Genomic DNA, 15,336 nt, shown 5'->3' with positions numbered 1-15,336 from the left:
CCCGCCATGATGGGCCGCACGATCTTCATCGACCCGGGTCGCTGCATCGGCTGCCAGGCCTGCGTCTCCGCCTGCCGCGAATGCGATTCGCACCGCGGCACATCGATGATCCACCTGGACTACACCGAGCCCGGCACCTCCGTCGCCTCCCTCCCCACGGTCTGTATGCACTGCGAGGACCCGATCGCACCCTGTGCCGAGGTCTGCCCCGCCGACGCCATCCTGGTCACCGCCGACGGAGTGGTCCAGCAGGCCGACACCACCCGCTGCATCGGCTGCGCCAACTGCGTCAACGCCTGCCCCTTCGGCGTCCCGAAGATCGATCTCCAGGCGAAGCTGCAGATGAAGTGCAACCTCTGCTACGACCGCACCGCCTACGGCCTGGCCCCCATGTGCGCCACTGTCTGCCCCACCGGAGCCCTCTTCTACGGAACCCTCGAAGAGCTCCGGGCCGAGCGCCCCGGAGTCCAGGTCGCCGACTCCTTCGTCTTCGGCGATGTGGTCGTCAGCACCGGAGTGGCCATGGTCGTCCCCGCCGACAAGGTCCAGTGGCCGGTCCCCGGCGGCCTCCCCGTCGTCGAGATCAACGGAGTCGATGTGCGATGAGCGTCACCGAACAGCCCGCTCCCGGCACCGGCCCGGACGAGGCGCAGGAACAGCTCCGCGACCGGATCAGCGCCGACTCCCTCACCACCCGCCGTGACTACCTGCGCATCGTCGCCACCGTCTCCGGCGGTCTGGCCGTCGGCGGCCTCGGCGTCGCCTCCGGCATCCTGCACCGGCACGGGGACACCGAGACCCTCCCCGAGGCCCGGAAGGTCACCGACCGCCTCGACCCCGGCCAGTCCGTGGCCTTCCGGTACCCCGGAGAGGAGGACCGGGCCGTGGCGGTCCGCCTCTCCGACGGCACCCTTGTCGGCTACTCGGCGGTCTGCACCCACCTCGCCTGCGCCGTGCTGTGGCGCGAGGACCGGGGCCCGGAAGGCGAGCTGTACTGCCCCTGCCACGAAGGCGTCTTCGACGCCCGCACCGGCGAGGTGACGGCGGGCCCGCCGCCCCGGCCGCTGCCCAGGGTCTTCCTGACCGAGCAACTCGACGGCAGTGTCTGGGCCATCGCCACCGCCCGGTCCGGGGAACCGGCCAAGGACGCCCTGTGCCGGCAGTTCGGCGACTCCCGCCCCGAGGTGGCCCAACGGCTGGGCTGCCCCGACGCGACACGCGCCACCGAGACCGGGCGGACCTGATGAGCGATGCCCCGGTGCCTCCCCGGCCCGACTACCGGCCCGGCAGCGCCCAGCCCCGGCTCAACCGCCCGGTCCGGGAGCGCTATCCGCAGATCCGCTCCACCAGCGGATACGGCGATCCGCGGATCCGCCGCACCGGCCCCGGCCCGGGCGCCGGCTCCGAGCAGGAGCCCGAGCGCTCCGCCCGGCTCAATGCCCGTCTCGCGCTGGCCCTGACCGTGGTGACCGGACAGCTGTGGGGCCTGGCCGTCACCGTCAACGAGTGGATGAAGGGCAACACCGGCACGGCCTGGTGGGGGGCGGGGTTCCTGGTCCTGTCCTTCCTGGTCGTCCTCGGACTGTGGCTCCTCGACCCGAAGGACCGATGACCGGCCGGCGGCCTGGTGGCCCCGGCCGCCCGATGAGCCGGCCCCCGGCCAGGGCCCCGAAGTACAGCCCGCGGCCCTGGAACGGGCCGGGGCTCCCGGCCGGGCCCGGGCCGGGGCGGCGGCCGTACCCTGGATGCATGAGCACCACCCCCGCCTCCGGCTCCGAGTCCGGATCACAGCCCTCGCAGCCGGCCCGGCCGGCCCAGTCGGTCCGGCCCTCGTCCAGGCCCCGGCCGGCCCTGGACTTCGACGACCCGCTGGACCGGCAGTCCTCCGACGACACGGACCGCGGCTGGGGCGAGCGGCCGGCCTCCGCCGGGAGCGCCGCCGATCTGGCGCGCTTCCTCGACGAGAAGCCCCCGCACCACCTCTGAGCCGCCGTGCTCAGCCCGCGCTGCCGCCGCGGTGCTGCCCGGTCCCCTCGTGACCGTTGGCCACGTCGGGTCCGCCGTTGCTGCCGGTGCGCTGCGCCACGAGGTTGTCCCGGATTTCCTTGAGCACCTCCAGCTCGGTGACCTCCAGGGTCTCGTGCACCCCCTCCTTGGCCTTCCGCCGTGCCTCGACCTTGGCCAGGTACTTCGCCATCGGCAGGACCATCAGGAAGTAGACCACCGCGGCGGTGATCAGGAAGGTGAGCGCCGCATTGAGGACCGCGCCCCAGAGGATGTTCACACCCACCGGTTCCCCGGACTTCGGGTCGATGGAGCAGGGTCCCTTCAGGCACGAGGTGTAGCCGTCCAGGCTCTTGGTGCCGAACGCGCCGATCAGCGGGCCGATGATCCCCTTCACCAGGGAGTTCACGATGTTCGTGAACGCGGCACCGATGACCACGGCCACCGCCAGGTCGACCACGTTTCCGCGCATCAGGAAGGCCTTGAAGCCCGCCAGGACGCTCTCCTTCTTCTTCTCGCTCACCACTGAGCCTTTCCTCGCTCGAACAGGACGCGGAGCCAACGGTTCCGAAAAATACGGCAGTCCGAGCCCGGCCTGTCCAATCGGGGTACGCCTGCGGGCGACTTGACCGTTCATTCGTGCGAATCAGCACAGTGTCACCGCCAGTCGGGCCCTGGTGCCCGCCCCCACGAGCTCCCTTGCGGTGTCCCGCGGCACGGACAGCACCACCAGCGCCCCGCCGTCCCCGACGCCCTCGTCCGCAGCGGGCACTCCGGCAACCCGGGCGCCCGCGGCCAGTACCCGCGCCGGCCCGTCCCGTTCGGATGCCACCACATCGACCCGGTCCCCGGGCCGCAGCAGCCGTACCGTCGCCCCGTCCGCGATCCGCACCGGTGCGGACACCAGCCGTACCGGAGCCGCCCGCGGCCCCGACGCCGATGCCGATGCGGGCGGCGGCGGCTCGCTGCGGGCAGGCCGGGCCTCCGCCCCGCCCACCGCCAGCGCGGCCACGGCCGTCACCGCGAGGCCGGCCCCGGCCGCCCTGCGCCTGCGCCGCACCGCCCGCCGCAGCCGGCCGGCACCCCGGCCGACCCGCAGCGGAGCGAACGCCGGCACCCCGCGCGGCGGCGGACACGCAGCAGCGGAAACCCGGCCGGTCCAACCGGCCCGGCCGGTCTGGTCGATCTCGAAGCCGGACATGCCGACCACCACCCATCGAGAGGGAGTTCACCCCGGGCACTGCGCCCGGACACCCCTCACGATCCCCTCACCCGCCCGCACCTCGCCCAGCCCTGTGGACAATCCCCGGCTTGTGGAAAACCCGGTCACCCGCAGGAGGCCGGTCACTCGCAGGAGGAGCGCGGAGACAGGGCCCTACGGCAGCTCGATGCCCAGGTCCCAGCCGTCGTGCGCATGCGTGCACAGGCAGCTGCGGTCCTCCGTGACAGGGAGCCCCGCCACCGCGTCGAAGAGCACCTCGCGGAGCCGGCTCACGTTCTCGCCGAACACCTTCAGGACCTCCGTGTGGGAGACGCCCTCACCGGTCTCCGCCCCCGCGTCCAGGTCCGTCACCAGGGCGATCGAGGTGTAGCAGAGCCCCAGCTCGCGGGCGAGCACCGCCTCCGGGTGGCCCGTCATACCGACCACCGACCACCCCATCGCCGCGTGCCACTGCGATTCGGCGCGGGTGGAGAACCGGGGCCCCTCGATGACGACCATGGTGCCGCCGTCCACCGGCTCCCACGCCCGCCCCCGGGCCGCCGCCACCGCCGCCTCCCGTCCGACAGGACAGTAGGGGTCGGCGAAGGTCGTGTGCACCACGTTCGGGATCGAGCCGTCCGGCAGCGGGTGCCCGTCGAAAAAGGTCTGGGTCCGGGACTTCGTACGGTCCACCAGCTGGTCGGGGACCAGCAGGGTGCCGGGGCCGTACTCGGCACGCAGTCCGCCCACCGCGCACGGGCCCAGGACCTGCCGGACCCCCACCGAGCGCAGCGCCCACAGGTTGGCCCGGTAGTTGATCCGGTGCGGCGGCAGGTGGTGGCCGCGGCCGTGCCGGGGGAGGAAGGCGACCTGGCGCCCGGCCAGCTCACCGAGGTAGAGGGAGTCGCTGGGCGCCCCGTAGGGGGTGTCCACCTGGATTTCGGAGACGTCCTCCAGGAAGGAGTAGAAGCCCGACCCGCCGATTACGCCGATCTCTGCGTGCACCATGGCGCCAGACTAGCCCGTACGTGCGAAAGCCCCCTCGCCCGGTGGGCGAAGGGGCTGACACGCTGGAGCCGTCAGGCCGGTCAGGCCGCCGGGGTGCTCGGCGCCGCGGCCGGCGCCGGCGAGGAAGCCGGAGCCGAGGAAGCCGAGGACGACGACGCGGCGGGCTTCGAGGCGCTGCTCGCCGGGGAGCTGCTCGACGAGGCGCCTCGGCTGTCGTTCCGGTAGAAACCGGAACCCTTGAAGACGATGCCGACCGCGGAGAACACCTTCTTCAGGCGTCCCTTGCAGCTCGGGCACTCGGTCAGGGCGTCATCCGTGAACTTCTGCACGGCCTCGAGGCCCTCACCGCACTCGGTGCACTGGTACTGGTAGGTCGGCACGAATCTTCCTCCTGGCACTCTGACTCAATGAGTGCTAACGACGCTCCATGGTGACCTATTCCGGCGGATCAGTCCACCGTCACCGGCACGCGGTGACCCAGACCACGCTCGTTCACCCGCTGCGACGCACCCTCCGACGCACCCTGCAGCGCACCCTCCGACTCATCCTGCGCCGCAGGCTGCGCGGACGTGTTCACGATCCGGCTCGGCGCCTTCGGAGCCAGCTTCGAGCGCAGCGCGAGCAGGGTCGCCAGCGCCAGCGCGGTGGCGCCGAGCGGCACCAGGAAGCCGTAGCTCGATCCGTGGGCGTCGGTCAGCCGGCCCGCCAGGGTCACGGCGCCGGCCTGCCCGAAGGCCACCGCACCGGTCAGCCAGGTGAACGCCTCGGTCCGGGAGGCGGCCGGAACCAGGCTCTCGATCATGGTGTAGCCGGTGATCAGGGCCGGGGCGATGCAGAGGCCGACCACCAGGCCGAGCGCACCGAGCAGCACCGCGGAGTTCGCGGCCCACAGCACGGAGGCCGCGGCGGTGAGGCCGATGTAGCCGAAGATCAGCCGGCGGCGCGGGCCGATCTTCCAGGCGATGGCACCGCAGGCGATGCCCGCGATCATGTTGCCGGCCGCGAAGACGCCGTACAGCAGACCGTTGGCGCCCGGGTTCCCGATCTCGTTGGAGAAGGCAGCCAGGGAGACCTGCATGCCGCCGAAGACCGCGCCGATGCCGATGAAGGCCACGATCAGGACCCGCAGGCCGGGGAAGGACAGCGCCGAGGCGTGCTTCTCGCCGGCGCCGCTACGGGCGTGCACCGCGGGCTGGGTGGAGCGCTGCGCGGCGAACAGCAGGCCGCCGAGCAGGGTCAGGCCGGCCTCGGTGATCAGACCGGCGGCCGGGTGCACGCCGGTGCACAGCGCGGTCGCCAGGACCGGGCCCACCACGAAGGTGAACTCGTCGGTGACGGACTCGAACGCGGCGGCCGTCGGCAGCAGCGGCGAACCTTCCAGCCGCGCGGCCCACCGGGCCCGGACCATCGGACCGACCTGAGGAACGCTCGCACCGGCCGGGACGGCGGCCAGTGCGAGCGCCCAGAGCGGGGCGCCGAGCAGCGCGAGCGCGGTCAGCGCGCTCACGGCGGTGGCGTGGGTGAGGACGACGGGGACCAGCACGGCACCCTGGCCGTGGCGGTCGGTGAACTTGCCCATCACCGGGGCGAACAGCGCCATGGAGACGCCGGTGACCGCGGCGACGACGCCGGCGTTGGCGTAGGACCCGGTGGTGTGCTGGACCAGCAGCAGGATGCTGATGGTCAGCATGCCGAACGGCAGCCGGGCGGCGAAGCCGGGGAGCAGGAAGCTCAGGGCGCCGGGCGTGCGGAGCAGCTGCCCGTAACCGGGGCGCGCAGAAGCCTGCGCGGAAGCCTGCGAAGAAGACGGAGAAGAAGTCGAGGACGTCTCGGACTTGTCGGTCGTGACCGCGGATGTCACGGCCCTTGCCTTTCTGCTGCCTGGTAGAGCGTCCCCGTCTGCGGGCGGTGCGTGCCTTGTGAGCCGCACCCGTACATGTGGGAGCCCCGAGAGCTGTCCTCTTGCGCAGAACCGAGTGATACCTGGGCGCCCACTCAGCGGGAGGGTGCCACGGCCGCCGAGCGGTCGCGCCAGCTCTGCGTCAGGCAGAGTTGGTTCGTTCTGTGTGCCTTCATCGTACAGGCAAACTCACCACAACGCCCTGTGATTACGCTGACAAGTCGTGTCTTCACCTCCGATTAACCGAGCGTTTAGGTCATTACGCCATGGAAACTGGCGTGAAACGTTCTGTTTCCCTCGGTAAGCAAGAAGCGAATCCGTCAGATGATCCTCCGGATGCCGCCCCGGAGGATCGTGCGATCGACCCCTGGCCCCCGCCGAGGGCGGATGCCGGCTCAGTGCAGAGAGCCGCCGGTGCCCAGCCAGCCGGCCAGCTTGCCGCCCCGGGCCACCGCCCGCAGCCGCGCCTCCGCCGCGTCCCGTACCGGATCGGTGGCCACCACCAGCAGCTCGTCCCCGCGCCGCAGCACGGTCGAGGGCGCCGGTACGAAGCTCTTGCCGTCCCGTACGACCAGGGTGACGGCGGCTCCGGCGGGCAGCCGCAGCTCGCTGACCTCCACCCCGTGCATCCGGGAGCCGGCCGGGACGGCGAAGGACAGCAGGTGCCCGCGCAGCCGCTCCAGCGGTGCCGATTCGATGCCCAGGTCCGCCGCCGCCTCCTCGGTGTCCCGGAGGTTCAGCTTCCGGGCCAGCCACGGCAGGGTCGGGCCCTGCACCAGCGTGTAGACCACCACCAGCACGAAGACGATGTTGAAGACCCGTTCGCTGCCCTCGATCCCGGACACCATCGGGATGGTGGCGAGGATGATGGGCACGGCGCCACGCAGACCGGCCCAGGACATGAGGGTCTTCTCCTGCCAGGGCATCCGGAACGGCAGCAGGCTGACCCAGACCTCGAGCGGGCGGGCCACCAGCGTCAGCACCAGTCCGATGATCACGGCCGGCCATATGTCGTCCCCCAGCTCGTGCGGGGTCACCAGCAGGCCGAGCAGGACGAACATGCCGATCTGGGCGATCCAGCCGAGGCCGTCGGCGAACCCCCGCGTCGCGGGCCAGTGCGGCAGCTTCGCGTTCCCCAGCACCATCGCCGCCAGGTACACGGCGAGGAAGCCGGAGCCGTGCGCGATCGCGCCCGCCGCGTACGCCGTCACGGCGATGGCCATCACGGCGATCGGGTACAGGCCGGAGGCGGGCAGGGCCACATGTCGCAGTCCGTACGAGCCGAGGAAGCCGACCGCGAGCCCGATGGCCGCGCCGATGGCCAGCTCCAGCGCGATCTTGCCGATCAGTACGTACCACTCGTCGACCGGGCCGACCGTGGAGAAGGCGACCACCAGGATCACCACGGGGGCGTCGTTGAAGCCGGACTCGGCCTCCAGCACACCGGTGACCCGGGAGGGCAGTGGCACCTTGCGCAGCACCGAGAAGACCGCCGCCGCGTCGGTGGAGGAGACGACCGCGCCGATCAGCAGCGCCTGCCGCCAGTCCAGCCCGACCAGGTAATGGGCGCCCGCGGCGGTCACGCCCACGCTGATGGCGACGCCCACCAGCGAGAGCGAGATCGCCGCGGGCAGGGCCGGCCTGATCTCTTTCCACTTGGTGCCCAGACCACCCTCGGCGAGGATCACGACCAGCGCCGCATAGCCGATGACCTGCGTCAGCTCGGCATTGTCGAAGACGACATTGCCGATGCCGTCCTGGCCTATCGCGATGCCTATGCCGAGGTAGATGAGCAGGCTGGGGAGGCCGCTGCGCGAGGAGACGCGCACCGCCGCGACGGCGATGAGCAGGACGAGCGACGAGACCAGCAGGAGCTCATTGAGCTGGTGGACGGTCAGGGGGCGGCCCTTTCTCGCGCGTGCCTGCCGGATCGTTCCTCCGGAGGCAGGTACTTCGTTACCTTACCTAATCTTTGACGCTTTCTTGACGCGTTGGCCACATTGTGAAACGCCAGTTCGACCCAGTCCCTGACACCGCGTCCGAACGGGTGCGGTGCTGCGCCTATGGTTGCTCCCAGCACTCAGGACCACAGGACCACCCTGCCCCTCGAAGGACAGCGATGCCCGCCAACGAAACCGCCCCCCCCGTCAAGAAGAAGGGGCGACGCGCCCGTCTGATCGTGCTCACCCTGGTGCTGGCGCTCGTCGCGGGCCTCGGTTACGGGGCGTACTGGAGCGTGGACACCGTGCGCGCCTCCTTCCCGCAGACGACCGGCTCCCTGGAGCTTCCCGGGCTGACCGGGACCGTCGAGGTGAAGCGCGACAGCCACGGAATCCCCCAGCTCTACGCCGACAACGACCGCGACCTCTTCCGTGCACAGGGCTTCGTGCACGCCCAGGACCGGTTCTGGGAGATGGACGTTCGTCGTCACATGACCTCCGGCCGGCTCTCGGAGATGTTCGGCAGCGGCCAGGTCGAGACCGACGCCTTCCTGCGGACCCTGGGCTGGCGGCAGGTCGCCAAGACCGAGTTCGATACCAAGCTCTCACCCGAGACCAAGGAGAACCTCCAGGCCTACGCCGACGGGGTCAACGCCTATCTGAAGGGCAAGTCCGGCAAGGACCTCTCGGTCGAGCACGCCGCCCTGAAGCTGAGCGACGGCTACACCCCCGAGCAGTGGGACCCGGTGGACTCGGTGGCCTGGCTCAAGGCCATGGCCTGGGACCTGCGCGGGAACATGCAGGACGAGATCGACCGCGCGCTGATGTCCGGGAAGTTCTCCAAGGAGCAGCTGAACCAGCTCTACCCGCCCTACCCCTTCGACCGGAACAAGCCGATCGTCGAGGGCGGCAAGGTCGAGTCCGGGAAGTACGCCCCGCAGGGCACCGCCCCCGCCCGCACCGGCTCCGGCACGGGCAGCGGCACGGGCACTGGTACCGGCACCGGCTCCGGCACGGGCACCGGAACCGGGACCACCTCCCCGGCCGGCGCCACCGAGGGCCTGCGCACCCAGCTGACCGCCCTCTCCAAGACCCTGGAGGAGATCCCCGCCCTGCTCGGCCCCAACGGCAGCGGCATCGGATCGAACTCCTGGGTCGTCTCCGGCAAGTACACGACCACCGGCAAGCCGCTGCTGGCCAACGACCCGCACCTGGCCCCGCAGCTGCCCTCGGTCTGGTACCAGATGGGCCTGCACTGCCGGAAGGCCTCCCGCGAGTGCCAGTACCAGGTCGCCGGCTACACCTTCGCCGGCACCCCCGGTGTGATCATCGGCCACAACCAGGACATCGCCTGGGGCATGACCAACCTGGGCGCCGACGTCACCGACCTCTACCTGGAGCAGGTCCGTCCCGAGGGCTACGTCTACGACAACAAGGTGCTGCCCTTCACCACCCGTGAAGAGGTCATCAAGGTCGCCGGCGGCGAGGACAAGAAGATCACCGTCCGGACCACCAACAACGGCCCGCTGGTCTCCGACCGCAGCGACGAGCTCGGCACCGTCGGCACCCGCGCCCCCGTCGACGCCTCCGCCCCCGACCGGGGCAACGGCTACGCGGTCGCCCTGCGCTGGACCGCCCTGGACCCGGGCAAGTCCATGGACGCCGTGTTCAAACTGAACCGGGCCAAGAACTTCGCGGCCTTCCGCGAGGCCGCCCGCGACTTCGAGGTCCCCTCGCAGAACCTGATCTACGCCGACAACGAGGGCCAGTACGGCAACATCGGCTACCAGGCCCCGGGCCGGATCCCGGTCCGCAACCTCGGCGACGGCCGGATGCCCGCCCCCGGCTGGGACTCCAAGTACGCCTGGAAGGGCACCCCGGGCAGCACCGCCGGCTGGATCCCGCAGGACGAGCTGCCCTGGGACCTCAACCCCAAGCGGGGCTACATCGTCACCGCCAACCAGGCCGTGGTGCAGCAGGGCGCGGGCAAGTACCCGCACACCCTGACCACCGACTGGGGCTACGGCGCCCGCAGCCAGCGGATCAACGACCTCATCGAGGCGAAGATCAAGGACAACGGCAAGATCTCCACCGATGACATGCGGACCATGCAGATGGACAACAGCAGCGAGATCGCCGCGCTGCTGACGCCCATCCTGTCCAAGATCCATGTCTCGAACCCCGATGTCCGCGCCGCCCAGAAGCTGCTGGACGGCTGGAACTACACCCAGGAGCCGGACTCGGCCGCGGCGGCCTACTTCAACGCCGTCTGGCGCAACATCCTCAAGCTGGCCTTCGGCGACAAGATGCCCAAGGAGCTCCGGGTCGAGGGCAGCTGCCTGAGCGTCCGGGACGAGACCTCCGGCCCCGACGACGACCTCGCCGAGGAAGTGCGCGAGTGCGGCGAGCGCGAGCCGGACGCGGCCCAGCCGGACGGCGGCGACCGCTGGTTCGAGGTGGTCCGCCAGCTGATCAAGGACGAGAAGTCGGCCTGGTGGGCCTCGCCCGCGACCCGCAACGAGAAGGCGACCACCAGCCGCGACGAGCTCTTCGCCCGGGCCATGGCGGACGCCCAGTGGGAGCTGACGGCCAAGCTGGGCAAGGACCGCACCACCTGGAGCTGGGGCAGCTCGCACCAGCTGATGCTGCGCAACCAGACCATCGGCACCGAAGGCCCCGGCTTCCTGCAGTGGCTGCTCAACCGGGGCCCCTGGAACCTGGGGGGCGGCGAGGCCACGGTCAACGCCACCGGCTGGAACGCGGCCGGCGGCTACGGGGTCACCTGGGTGCCGTCCATGCGGATGGTCGTGAACCTCAACGACCTGGACAAGTCCCGCTGGATCAACCTGACCGGCGCCTCCGGGCACGCGTACCACTCGAACTACACCGACCAGACGGACCTCTGGGCCAAGGGCGAGCTGCTGGAGTGGCCGTTCAGCCCGGAGGCGGTCGGCAAGGCCGCGAAGGACACGCTGACGCTCAAGCCGGCCGGCTCATGAGCTAGCCGAACCGGCGCACCCCCGAGGGGGTGGCCACGGCCTGCACGGGGTGGTCGTGCGGTTCCTCCGGGACCCGCGCGACCACCTCGTCGTCGTAGAGGAGCACCACCAGCGCCGGATGCGCGCCCGCCCGCTCCAGCCGCTCCAGCACCCGGTCGTAGCTGCCCCCGCCGCGGCCCAGCCGCATCCCGCGGCCGTCCACCGCGAGCCCGGGCAGCAGGACCGCGTCGGCGCCGGTCACCGCCTCCGGCCCGAGCCGCGGACCGGCGGGCTCCAGCAGCCGCATCTTCCCCGGGTGCGCGATCTCGGCCAGGCTGCCGGGACCCTCGTAAGCCGCCCAGTCCAGGTCGTTGTCGGGCAGCAGTACGGGCAGCAGCACCCGCTTGCCGGCCCGGCGCAGCCCGTCGAGCAGGTCGCGGGTGCCGGGCTCGGTGCCCACCGAGACATACGCGGCGACCGTGCCCGCACCGGCCAGCTCGGGCAGCTCCAGCGCCCGGCGGGCGAGCGAGGCAGCCGCCGCGGCTGCGGCCTCCGGGGACAAGGCGCGACGGGCCGCCAGCAGTTCGCGGCGGAGCTCCGCCTTGAGGGCGGAGCCGGCGGAACGGTTCTCTACCACGGCTGTTTCAAAATCCCTTCCCATAACGGTACAAACGCGAAGATGTTTACCGGAATCTAAAGTTGGGTCTTTGTGCACCGTCTATCGTGCTGCCCATGACTCAGTTGCACCCCGTGATCACCAAGGCCGTCATTCCGGCCGCGGGCCTCGGTACTCGCTTCCTCCCGGCGACGAAGGCCACCCCCAAGGAAATGCTCCCGGTCGTGGACAAGCCGGCCATCCAGTACGTGGTCGAAGAGGCTGTCTCCGCCGGACTGGACGACGTTCTCATGATCACAGGACGTAACAAGCGGCCCCTCGAGGACCACTTCGACCGCAACTACGAGCTGGAGTCGGCCCTCGTCGCCAAGGGTGACGACGACCGCCTGAAGAAGGTCCAGGAGTCCAGCGACCTGGCCACCATGCACTATGTCCGCCAGGGCGACCCGCGCGGCCTCGGCCACGCCGTGCTCTGCGCCGCCCCGCACGTGGGCAACGAGCCCTTCGCGGTGCTGCTCGGCGACGACCTCATCGACCCGCGTGACCCGCTGCTCCGGCAGATGGTGGACATCCAGCAGAACACCGGCGGAACCGTCATCGCGCTGATGGAGGTCCCGCAGGAGAACATCCATCTCTACGGCTGCGCCGCCGTCGAGGCCACCGACGAGACCGACGTCGTCCGGATCACCGGTCTGGTCGAGAAGCCGGACGCGGCCGACGCGCCGAGCAATTACGCGGTCATCGGACGGTATGTCCTCAACCCCGCGATCTTCGACATACTGCGGGAGACCGAGCCGGGCCGCGGTGGGGAGATCCAGCTCACCGACGCCCTGCAGAAGCTGGCCGCCGACGAGACCATCGGCGGTCCGGTGTACGGCGTGGTCTTCCGGGGCCGTCGCTACGACACCGGAGACCGTGCCGACTACCTGCGGGCCATCGTCCGCCTCGCGTGCGAGCGTGAGGACCTGGGCCCGGAGTTCCGCACCTGGCTTCACAGTTACGTCACGGAGGAGATGGAACGGCCTTGAGCAGCACCGCACCGCAGGACACCGGCCGGCAGCAGCAGCGTCTGTGGTCGGTGGACGAGCACCTGGCGGACATCCTTGCCGCGATCCGGCCACTGGAGGCGATCGAGCTGCAACTGCTCGACGCCCAAGGCTGTGTTCTCGTCGAGGACGTCACCGTGCCCGTCGCCCTCCCGCCCTTCGACAACAGCTCCATGGACGGCTACGCCGTCCGGGTGGCCGATGTCCAGGGGGCGAGCGAGGAGTTTCCCGCGGTGCTGACGGTGGTCGGGGACGTGGCGGCGGGCAGCGACGGGCTGCCCGACGGCGGCACGGTGGGCCCCGGCCAGGCCGCCCGCATCATGACCGGCGCCCCGCTGCCGGCCGGCGCCGAGGCCGTCGTACCGGTCGAGTGGACCGACGGCGGCAGCGGCGGGGGCGCCGCCGCCGGGATGACCCCGGCGAGCTCGGCCCCCGAGGGCGCCGGCGGCGAGGTCCGGGTGCACCGGGCCGCCGAGGCCCGCGCCCACGTCCGGGCGCGCGGCAGCGACGTACAGGCCGGAGACCTGGCCCTGGCCGCCGGGACCGTCCTCGGCCCGCCGCAGATCGCCCTGCTCGCCGCCATCGGCCGCGGCACGGTACGGGTCCGGCCCCGGCCGCGCGTGGTGGTCCTCTCCACCGGCAGCGAACTCGTCCAGCCGGGCGAGGCGCTGGCCGCGGGCGCGATCTACGACTCCAACAGCTTCGCGCTGGCCGCAGCCGCGCGGGACGCCGGAGCCATCGCGTACCGGGTCGGCGCGGTCGCCGACGACGCCGCCACCCTGCGCGCCACCATCGAGGACCAGCTGATCCGGGCCGACCTCCTGGTCACCACGGGCGGGGTGAGCGTCGGCGCGTACGACGTGGTCAAGGAGGCGCTGTCCGGGGCGTCCGCGGCCGGGAAGCCGGAGGACACGGCCGAGGCCGCCGAGATCGACTTCCGCAAGCTCGCCATGCAGCCGGGCAAGCCGCAGGGCTTCGGCTCGATCGGCCCCGACCGCACCCCGCTGCTGGCCCTCCCCGGCAACCCGGTCTCCTCCTACGTCTCCTTCGAGCTCTTCGTACGGCCGGCCATCCGCGCCCTGATGGGCCTGCCCGACGTGTCCCGGCCCAGCGTGCGGGCGGTACTGGAGGCGGACAAGGCCATCGGCTCCCCGGCCGGCCGCCGCCAGTTCCTGCGCGCGACGTACGACGCCGGGTCCGGCACGGTCAGCCCGGTCGGCGGATCCGGTTCGCACCTGATCGCCGCACTGGCCCACGCCGACTCCCTGCTGGTGGTACCGGAAGAGGTCACTTCGGTGGAGCCGGGCACCGAGCTGGAAGTGATCCCGCTCCGCTGAGCCGTTCCCCGGCGCGCTCCTGAGCGGCTTCGCCCGTTCGCCTCCGGGGCGCTCGTGCCGGGCCCACAGGTCCGTGCGTGCTCGTAAACCGCTCGTTCCTCACGGTTTCCTCCGCGCGCTCGGACCTGTTCCCCCGGCGCGCCCCTCCGGCGGCCGGTGCGGGTAGCGTGTGTCGCACCACACAGGCCTTTGCACGGCCCAGAGCGGAGCGGCACAGCATGAGTACCCAGAGCAGGCTCACCCACATCGACGAGGCCGGGGCGGCGCGGATGGTCGACGTCTCCGAGAAGGACGTCACCACCCGGACCGCCCGGGCCAGCGGGCGGGTCCTGGTCTCCCCGCGGGTGATCGAACTGCTGCGGGGCGAGGGCGTGCCGAAGGGCGATGCCCTCGCCACCGCGCGGATCGCCGGGATCATGGGCGCCAAGAAGACCCCGGACCTGATCCCGCTCTGCCACCCGCTCTCGGTCTCCGGCGTGAAGGTCGACCTGACCGTCGCCGACGACGCCGTGGAGATCCTGGCCACCGTCAAGACAGCGGACCGCACGGGCGTGGAGATGGAGGCGCTGACCGCCGTCGCGGTCGCCGGGCTCACGGTGATCGACATGGTCAAGGCGGTCGACAAGGGCGCCGTCATCACCGACGTCCGGGTGGAGGAGAAGACCGGCGGCAAGTCCGGCGACTGGACCCGCGCGTGAACGCCCCCCGCGGCGGCGAGGTGCACGGCCACGCCCACCCCGCCCCCGGGCAGGCCTGGTCCGCGGCACCGGAGCGGACGACGGAGCGGACGGCGGAGCCGGCCGGCCTGCGCGGACTGGTCGTCACCGCGTCCAACCGGGCCTCGCAGGGCGTGTACGCCGACAAGGGCGGACCGGTGCTCGCCGAGGGGCTGGAGCAGCTCGGGTTCGCCGTCGACGGCCCGCTGGTGGTGCCCGACGGCGATCCGGTCGAGCAGGCGCTGCGCGAGGGCGTGGCAGCCGGCTACGACGTCATCCTCACCACCGGCGGCACCGGGATCTCGCCCACCGACCGGACCCCCGACGCCACCGCCCGGGTCCTCGACTACGAGATCCCCGGCATCCCGCAGGCCATCCGTGCCGAGAACCTTGCGAAGGTCCCGACCGCGGCGCTGTCCCGGGGGCTGGCCGGAGTCGCCGGCCACACCCTGATCGTCAACCTGCCCGGCTCCACGGGCGGGGTCCGGGACGGGCTGGCGGTGCTGTCGCGCATCCTGCTGCACGCGGTGGACCAGATCCGCGGCGGAGACCACCCCCGCCCGCCGGCACCGACCGGGAGCCAGAGCTGA

At 71.6% G+C, this 15,336-nt stretch carries 16 protein-coding genes; 9 read left to right on the top strand and 7 right to left on the bottom strand.

Features of this window, described 5'->3' with window-relative positions; genetic code table 11:
• Positions 1 to 6 precede the first annotated feature (6 nt).
• The 4 genes from DEJ50_RS13470 to DEJ50_RS13455 all read left to right on the top strand — a co-directional run bounded on the left by DEJ50_RS13470 (position 7) and on the right by DEJ50_RS13455 (position 1,986).
• Complete coding sequence (locus tag DEJ50_RS13470) at positions 7 to 606, top strand: 4Fe-4S dicluster domain-containing protein (protein ID WP_150208198.1); 600 nt, start codon at positions 7 to 9, stop codon at positions 604 to 606.
• On the top strand, positions 603 to 1,244 hold the full coding sequence (locus tag DEJ50_RS13465; protein ID WP_150208196.1) for a ubiquinol-cytochrome c reductase iron-sulfur subunit: 642 nt from the start codon (positions 603 to 605) through the stop codon (positions 1,242 to 1,244). Before DEJ50_RS13470 ends, DEJ50_RS13465 begins: the two co-directional genes overlap by 4 nt.
• Complete coding sequence (locus DEJ50_RS13460) at positions 1,244 to 1,612, top strand: hypothetical protein (protein ID WP_150208194.1); 369 nt, start codon at positions 1,244 to 1,246, stop codon at positions 1,610 to 1,612. Before DEJ50_RS13465 ends, DEJ50_RS13460 begins: the two co-directional genes overlap by 1 nt.
• Positions 1,613 to 1,749: 137 nt before the next feature.
• Positions 1,750 to 1,986, top strand: coding sequence for a hypothetical protein (locus DEJ50_RS13455; protein WP_150208192.1), 237 nt, complete (start codon positions 1,750 to 1,752; stop codon positions 1,984 to 1,986).
• Positions 1,987 to 1,996: 10 nt separating this feature from the next.
• On the opposite strand, the gene mscL is transcribed toward DEJ50_RS13455, so the two are convergent.
• The 6 genes from mscL to DEJ50_RS13425 form a co-directional block, all read right to left on the bottom strand.
• Complete coding sequence (gene mscL, locus DEJ50_RS13450) at positions 1,997 to 2,527, bottom strand: large conductance mechanosensitive channel protein MscL (protein WP_223837738.1); 531 nt, start codon at positions 2,525 to 2,527, stop codon at positions 1,997 to 1,999.
• Positions 2,528 to 2,650: 123 nt separating this feature from the next.
• Positions 2,651 to 3,205 carry a hypothetical protein gene (locus tag DEJ50_RS13445; RefSeq protein WP_150208189.1) on the bottom strand — a complete coding sequence of 185 codons (555 nt, stop codon included), beginning with the start codon at positions 3,203 to 3,205 and terminating at the stop codon, positions 2,651 to 2,653.
• Between the two features lie 174 nt (positions 3,206 to 3,379).
• The gene (locus DEJ50_RS13440) at positions 3,380 to 4,213 is read right to left on the bottom strand and encodes an S-methyl-5'-thioadenosine phosphorylase (protein WP_150208187.1); all 834 of its coding nucleotides are present in this window, start codon (positions 4,211 to 4,213) and stop codon (positions 3,380 to 3,382) included.
• Between the two features lie 80 nt (positions 4,214 to 4,293).
• Positions 4,294 to 4,593, bottom strand: a complete 300-nt coding sequence (locus DEJ50_RS13435) for an FmdB family zinc ribbon protein (protein WP_150208185.1) — start codon at positions 4,591 to 4,593, stop codon at positions 4,294 to 4,296.
• 68 nt (positions 4,594 to 4,661) lie between these two features.
• Positions 4,662 to 5,969 carry an MFS transporter gene (locus tag DEJ50_RS13430; protein WP_223838105.1) on the bottom strand — a complete coding sequence of 436 codons (1,308 nt, stop codon included), beginning with the start codon at positions 5,967 to 5,969 and terminating at the stop codon, positions 4,662 to 4,664.
• 539 nt (positions 5,970 to 6,508) lie between these two features.
• A complete protein-coding gene (locus tag DEJ50_RS13425; RefSeq protein ID WP_150208182.1) occupies positions 6,509 to 8,044 on the bottom strand; it encodes a potassium/proton antiporter in 1,536 nt (511 codons plus the stop codon).
• A gap of 188 nt (positions 8,045 to 8,232) precedes the next feature.
• Here DEJ50_RS13425 and DEJ50_RS13420 point away from each other — a divergent pair, with 188 nt between their 5' ends.
• Positions 8,233 to 11,052 (top strand): penicillin acylase family protein, encoded by a 2,820-nt coding sequence (locus DEJ50_RS13420; protein ID WP_150208180.1) that lies wholly within the window; start codon positions 8,233 to 8,235, stop codon positions 11,050 to 11,052.
• A gap of 1 nt (position 11,053) precedes the next feature.
• On the opposite strand, the gene DEJ50_RS13415 is transcribed toward DEJ50_RS13420, so the two are convergent.
• The gene (locus DEJ50_RS13415) at positions 11,054 to 11,668 is read right to left on the bottom strand and encodes a 5-formyltetrahydrofolate cyclo-ligase (protein WP_223837737.1); all 615 of its coding nucleotides are present in this window, start codon (positions 11,666 to 11,668) and stop codon (positions 11,054 to 11,056) included.
• A gap of 95 nt (positions 11,669 to 11,763) precedes the next feature.
• Here DEJ50_RS13415 and galU point away from each other — a divergent pair, with 95 nt between their 5' ends.
• The 4 genes from galU (at position 11,764) to DEJ50_RS13395 (ending at position 15,336) form a co-directional block, all read left to right on the top strand.
• The gene (gene galU / locus DEJ50_RS13410; RefSeq protein WP_150208177.1) at positions 11,764 to 12,675 is read left to right on the top strand and encodes a UTP--glucose-1-phosphate uridylyltransferase GalU; all 912 of its coding nucleotides are present in this window, start codon (positions 11,764 to 11,766) and stop codon (positions 12,673 to 12,675) included.
• On the top strand, positions 12,672 to 14,030 hold the full coding sequence (gene glp / locus DEJ50_RS13405; protein WP_190344455.1) for a gephyrin-like molybdotransferase Glp: 1,359 nt from the start codon (positions 12,672 to 12,674) through the stop codon (positions 14,028 to 14,030). Before galU ends, glp begins: the two co-directional genes overlap by 4 nt.
• A 218-nt stretch (positions 14,031 to 14,248) precedes the next feature.
• Positions 14,249 to 14,728, top strand: a complete 480-nt coding sequence (gene moaC, locus DEJ50_RS13400) for a cyclic pyranopterin monophosphate synthase MoaC (protein WP_150208175.1) — start codon at positions 14,249 to 14,251, stop codon at positions 14,726 to 14,728.
• On the top strand, positions 14,725 to 15,336 hold the full coding sequence (locus DEJ50_RS13395) for a molybdenum cofactor biosynthesis protein B (protein WP_150208173.1): 612 nt from the start codon (positions 14,725 to 14,727) through the stop codon (positions 15,334 to 15,336). Before moaC ends, DEJ50_RS13395 begins: the two co-directional genes overlap by 4 nt.

Origin of the sequence: Streptomyces venezuelae (genome assembly GCF_008642295.1) — a bacterium.
Lineage (GTDB): Bacteria > Actinomycetota > Actinomycetes > Streptomycetales > Streptomycetaceae > Streptomyces > Streptomyces venezuelae_C.
Note: the sequence above shows the minus strand (reverse complement) of the source record. Positions and strands in the feature narration are given on the sequence as shown.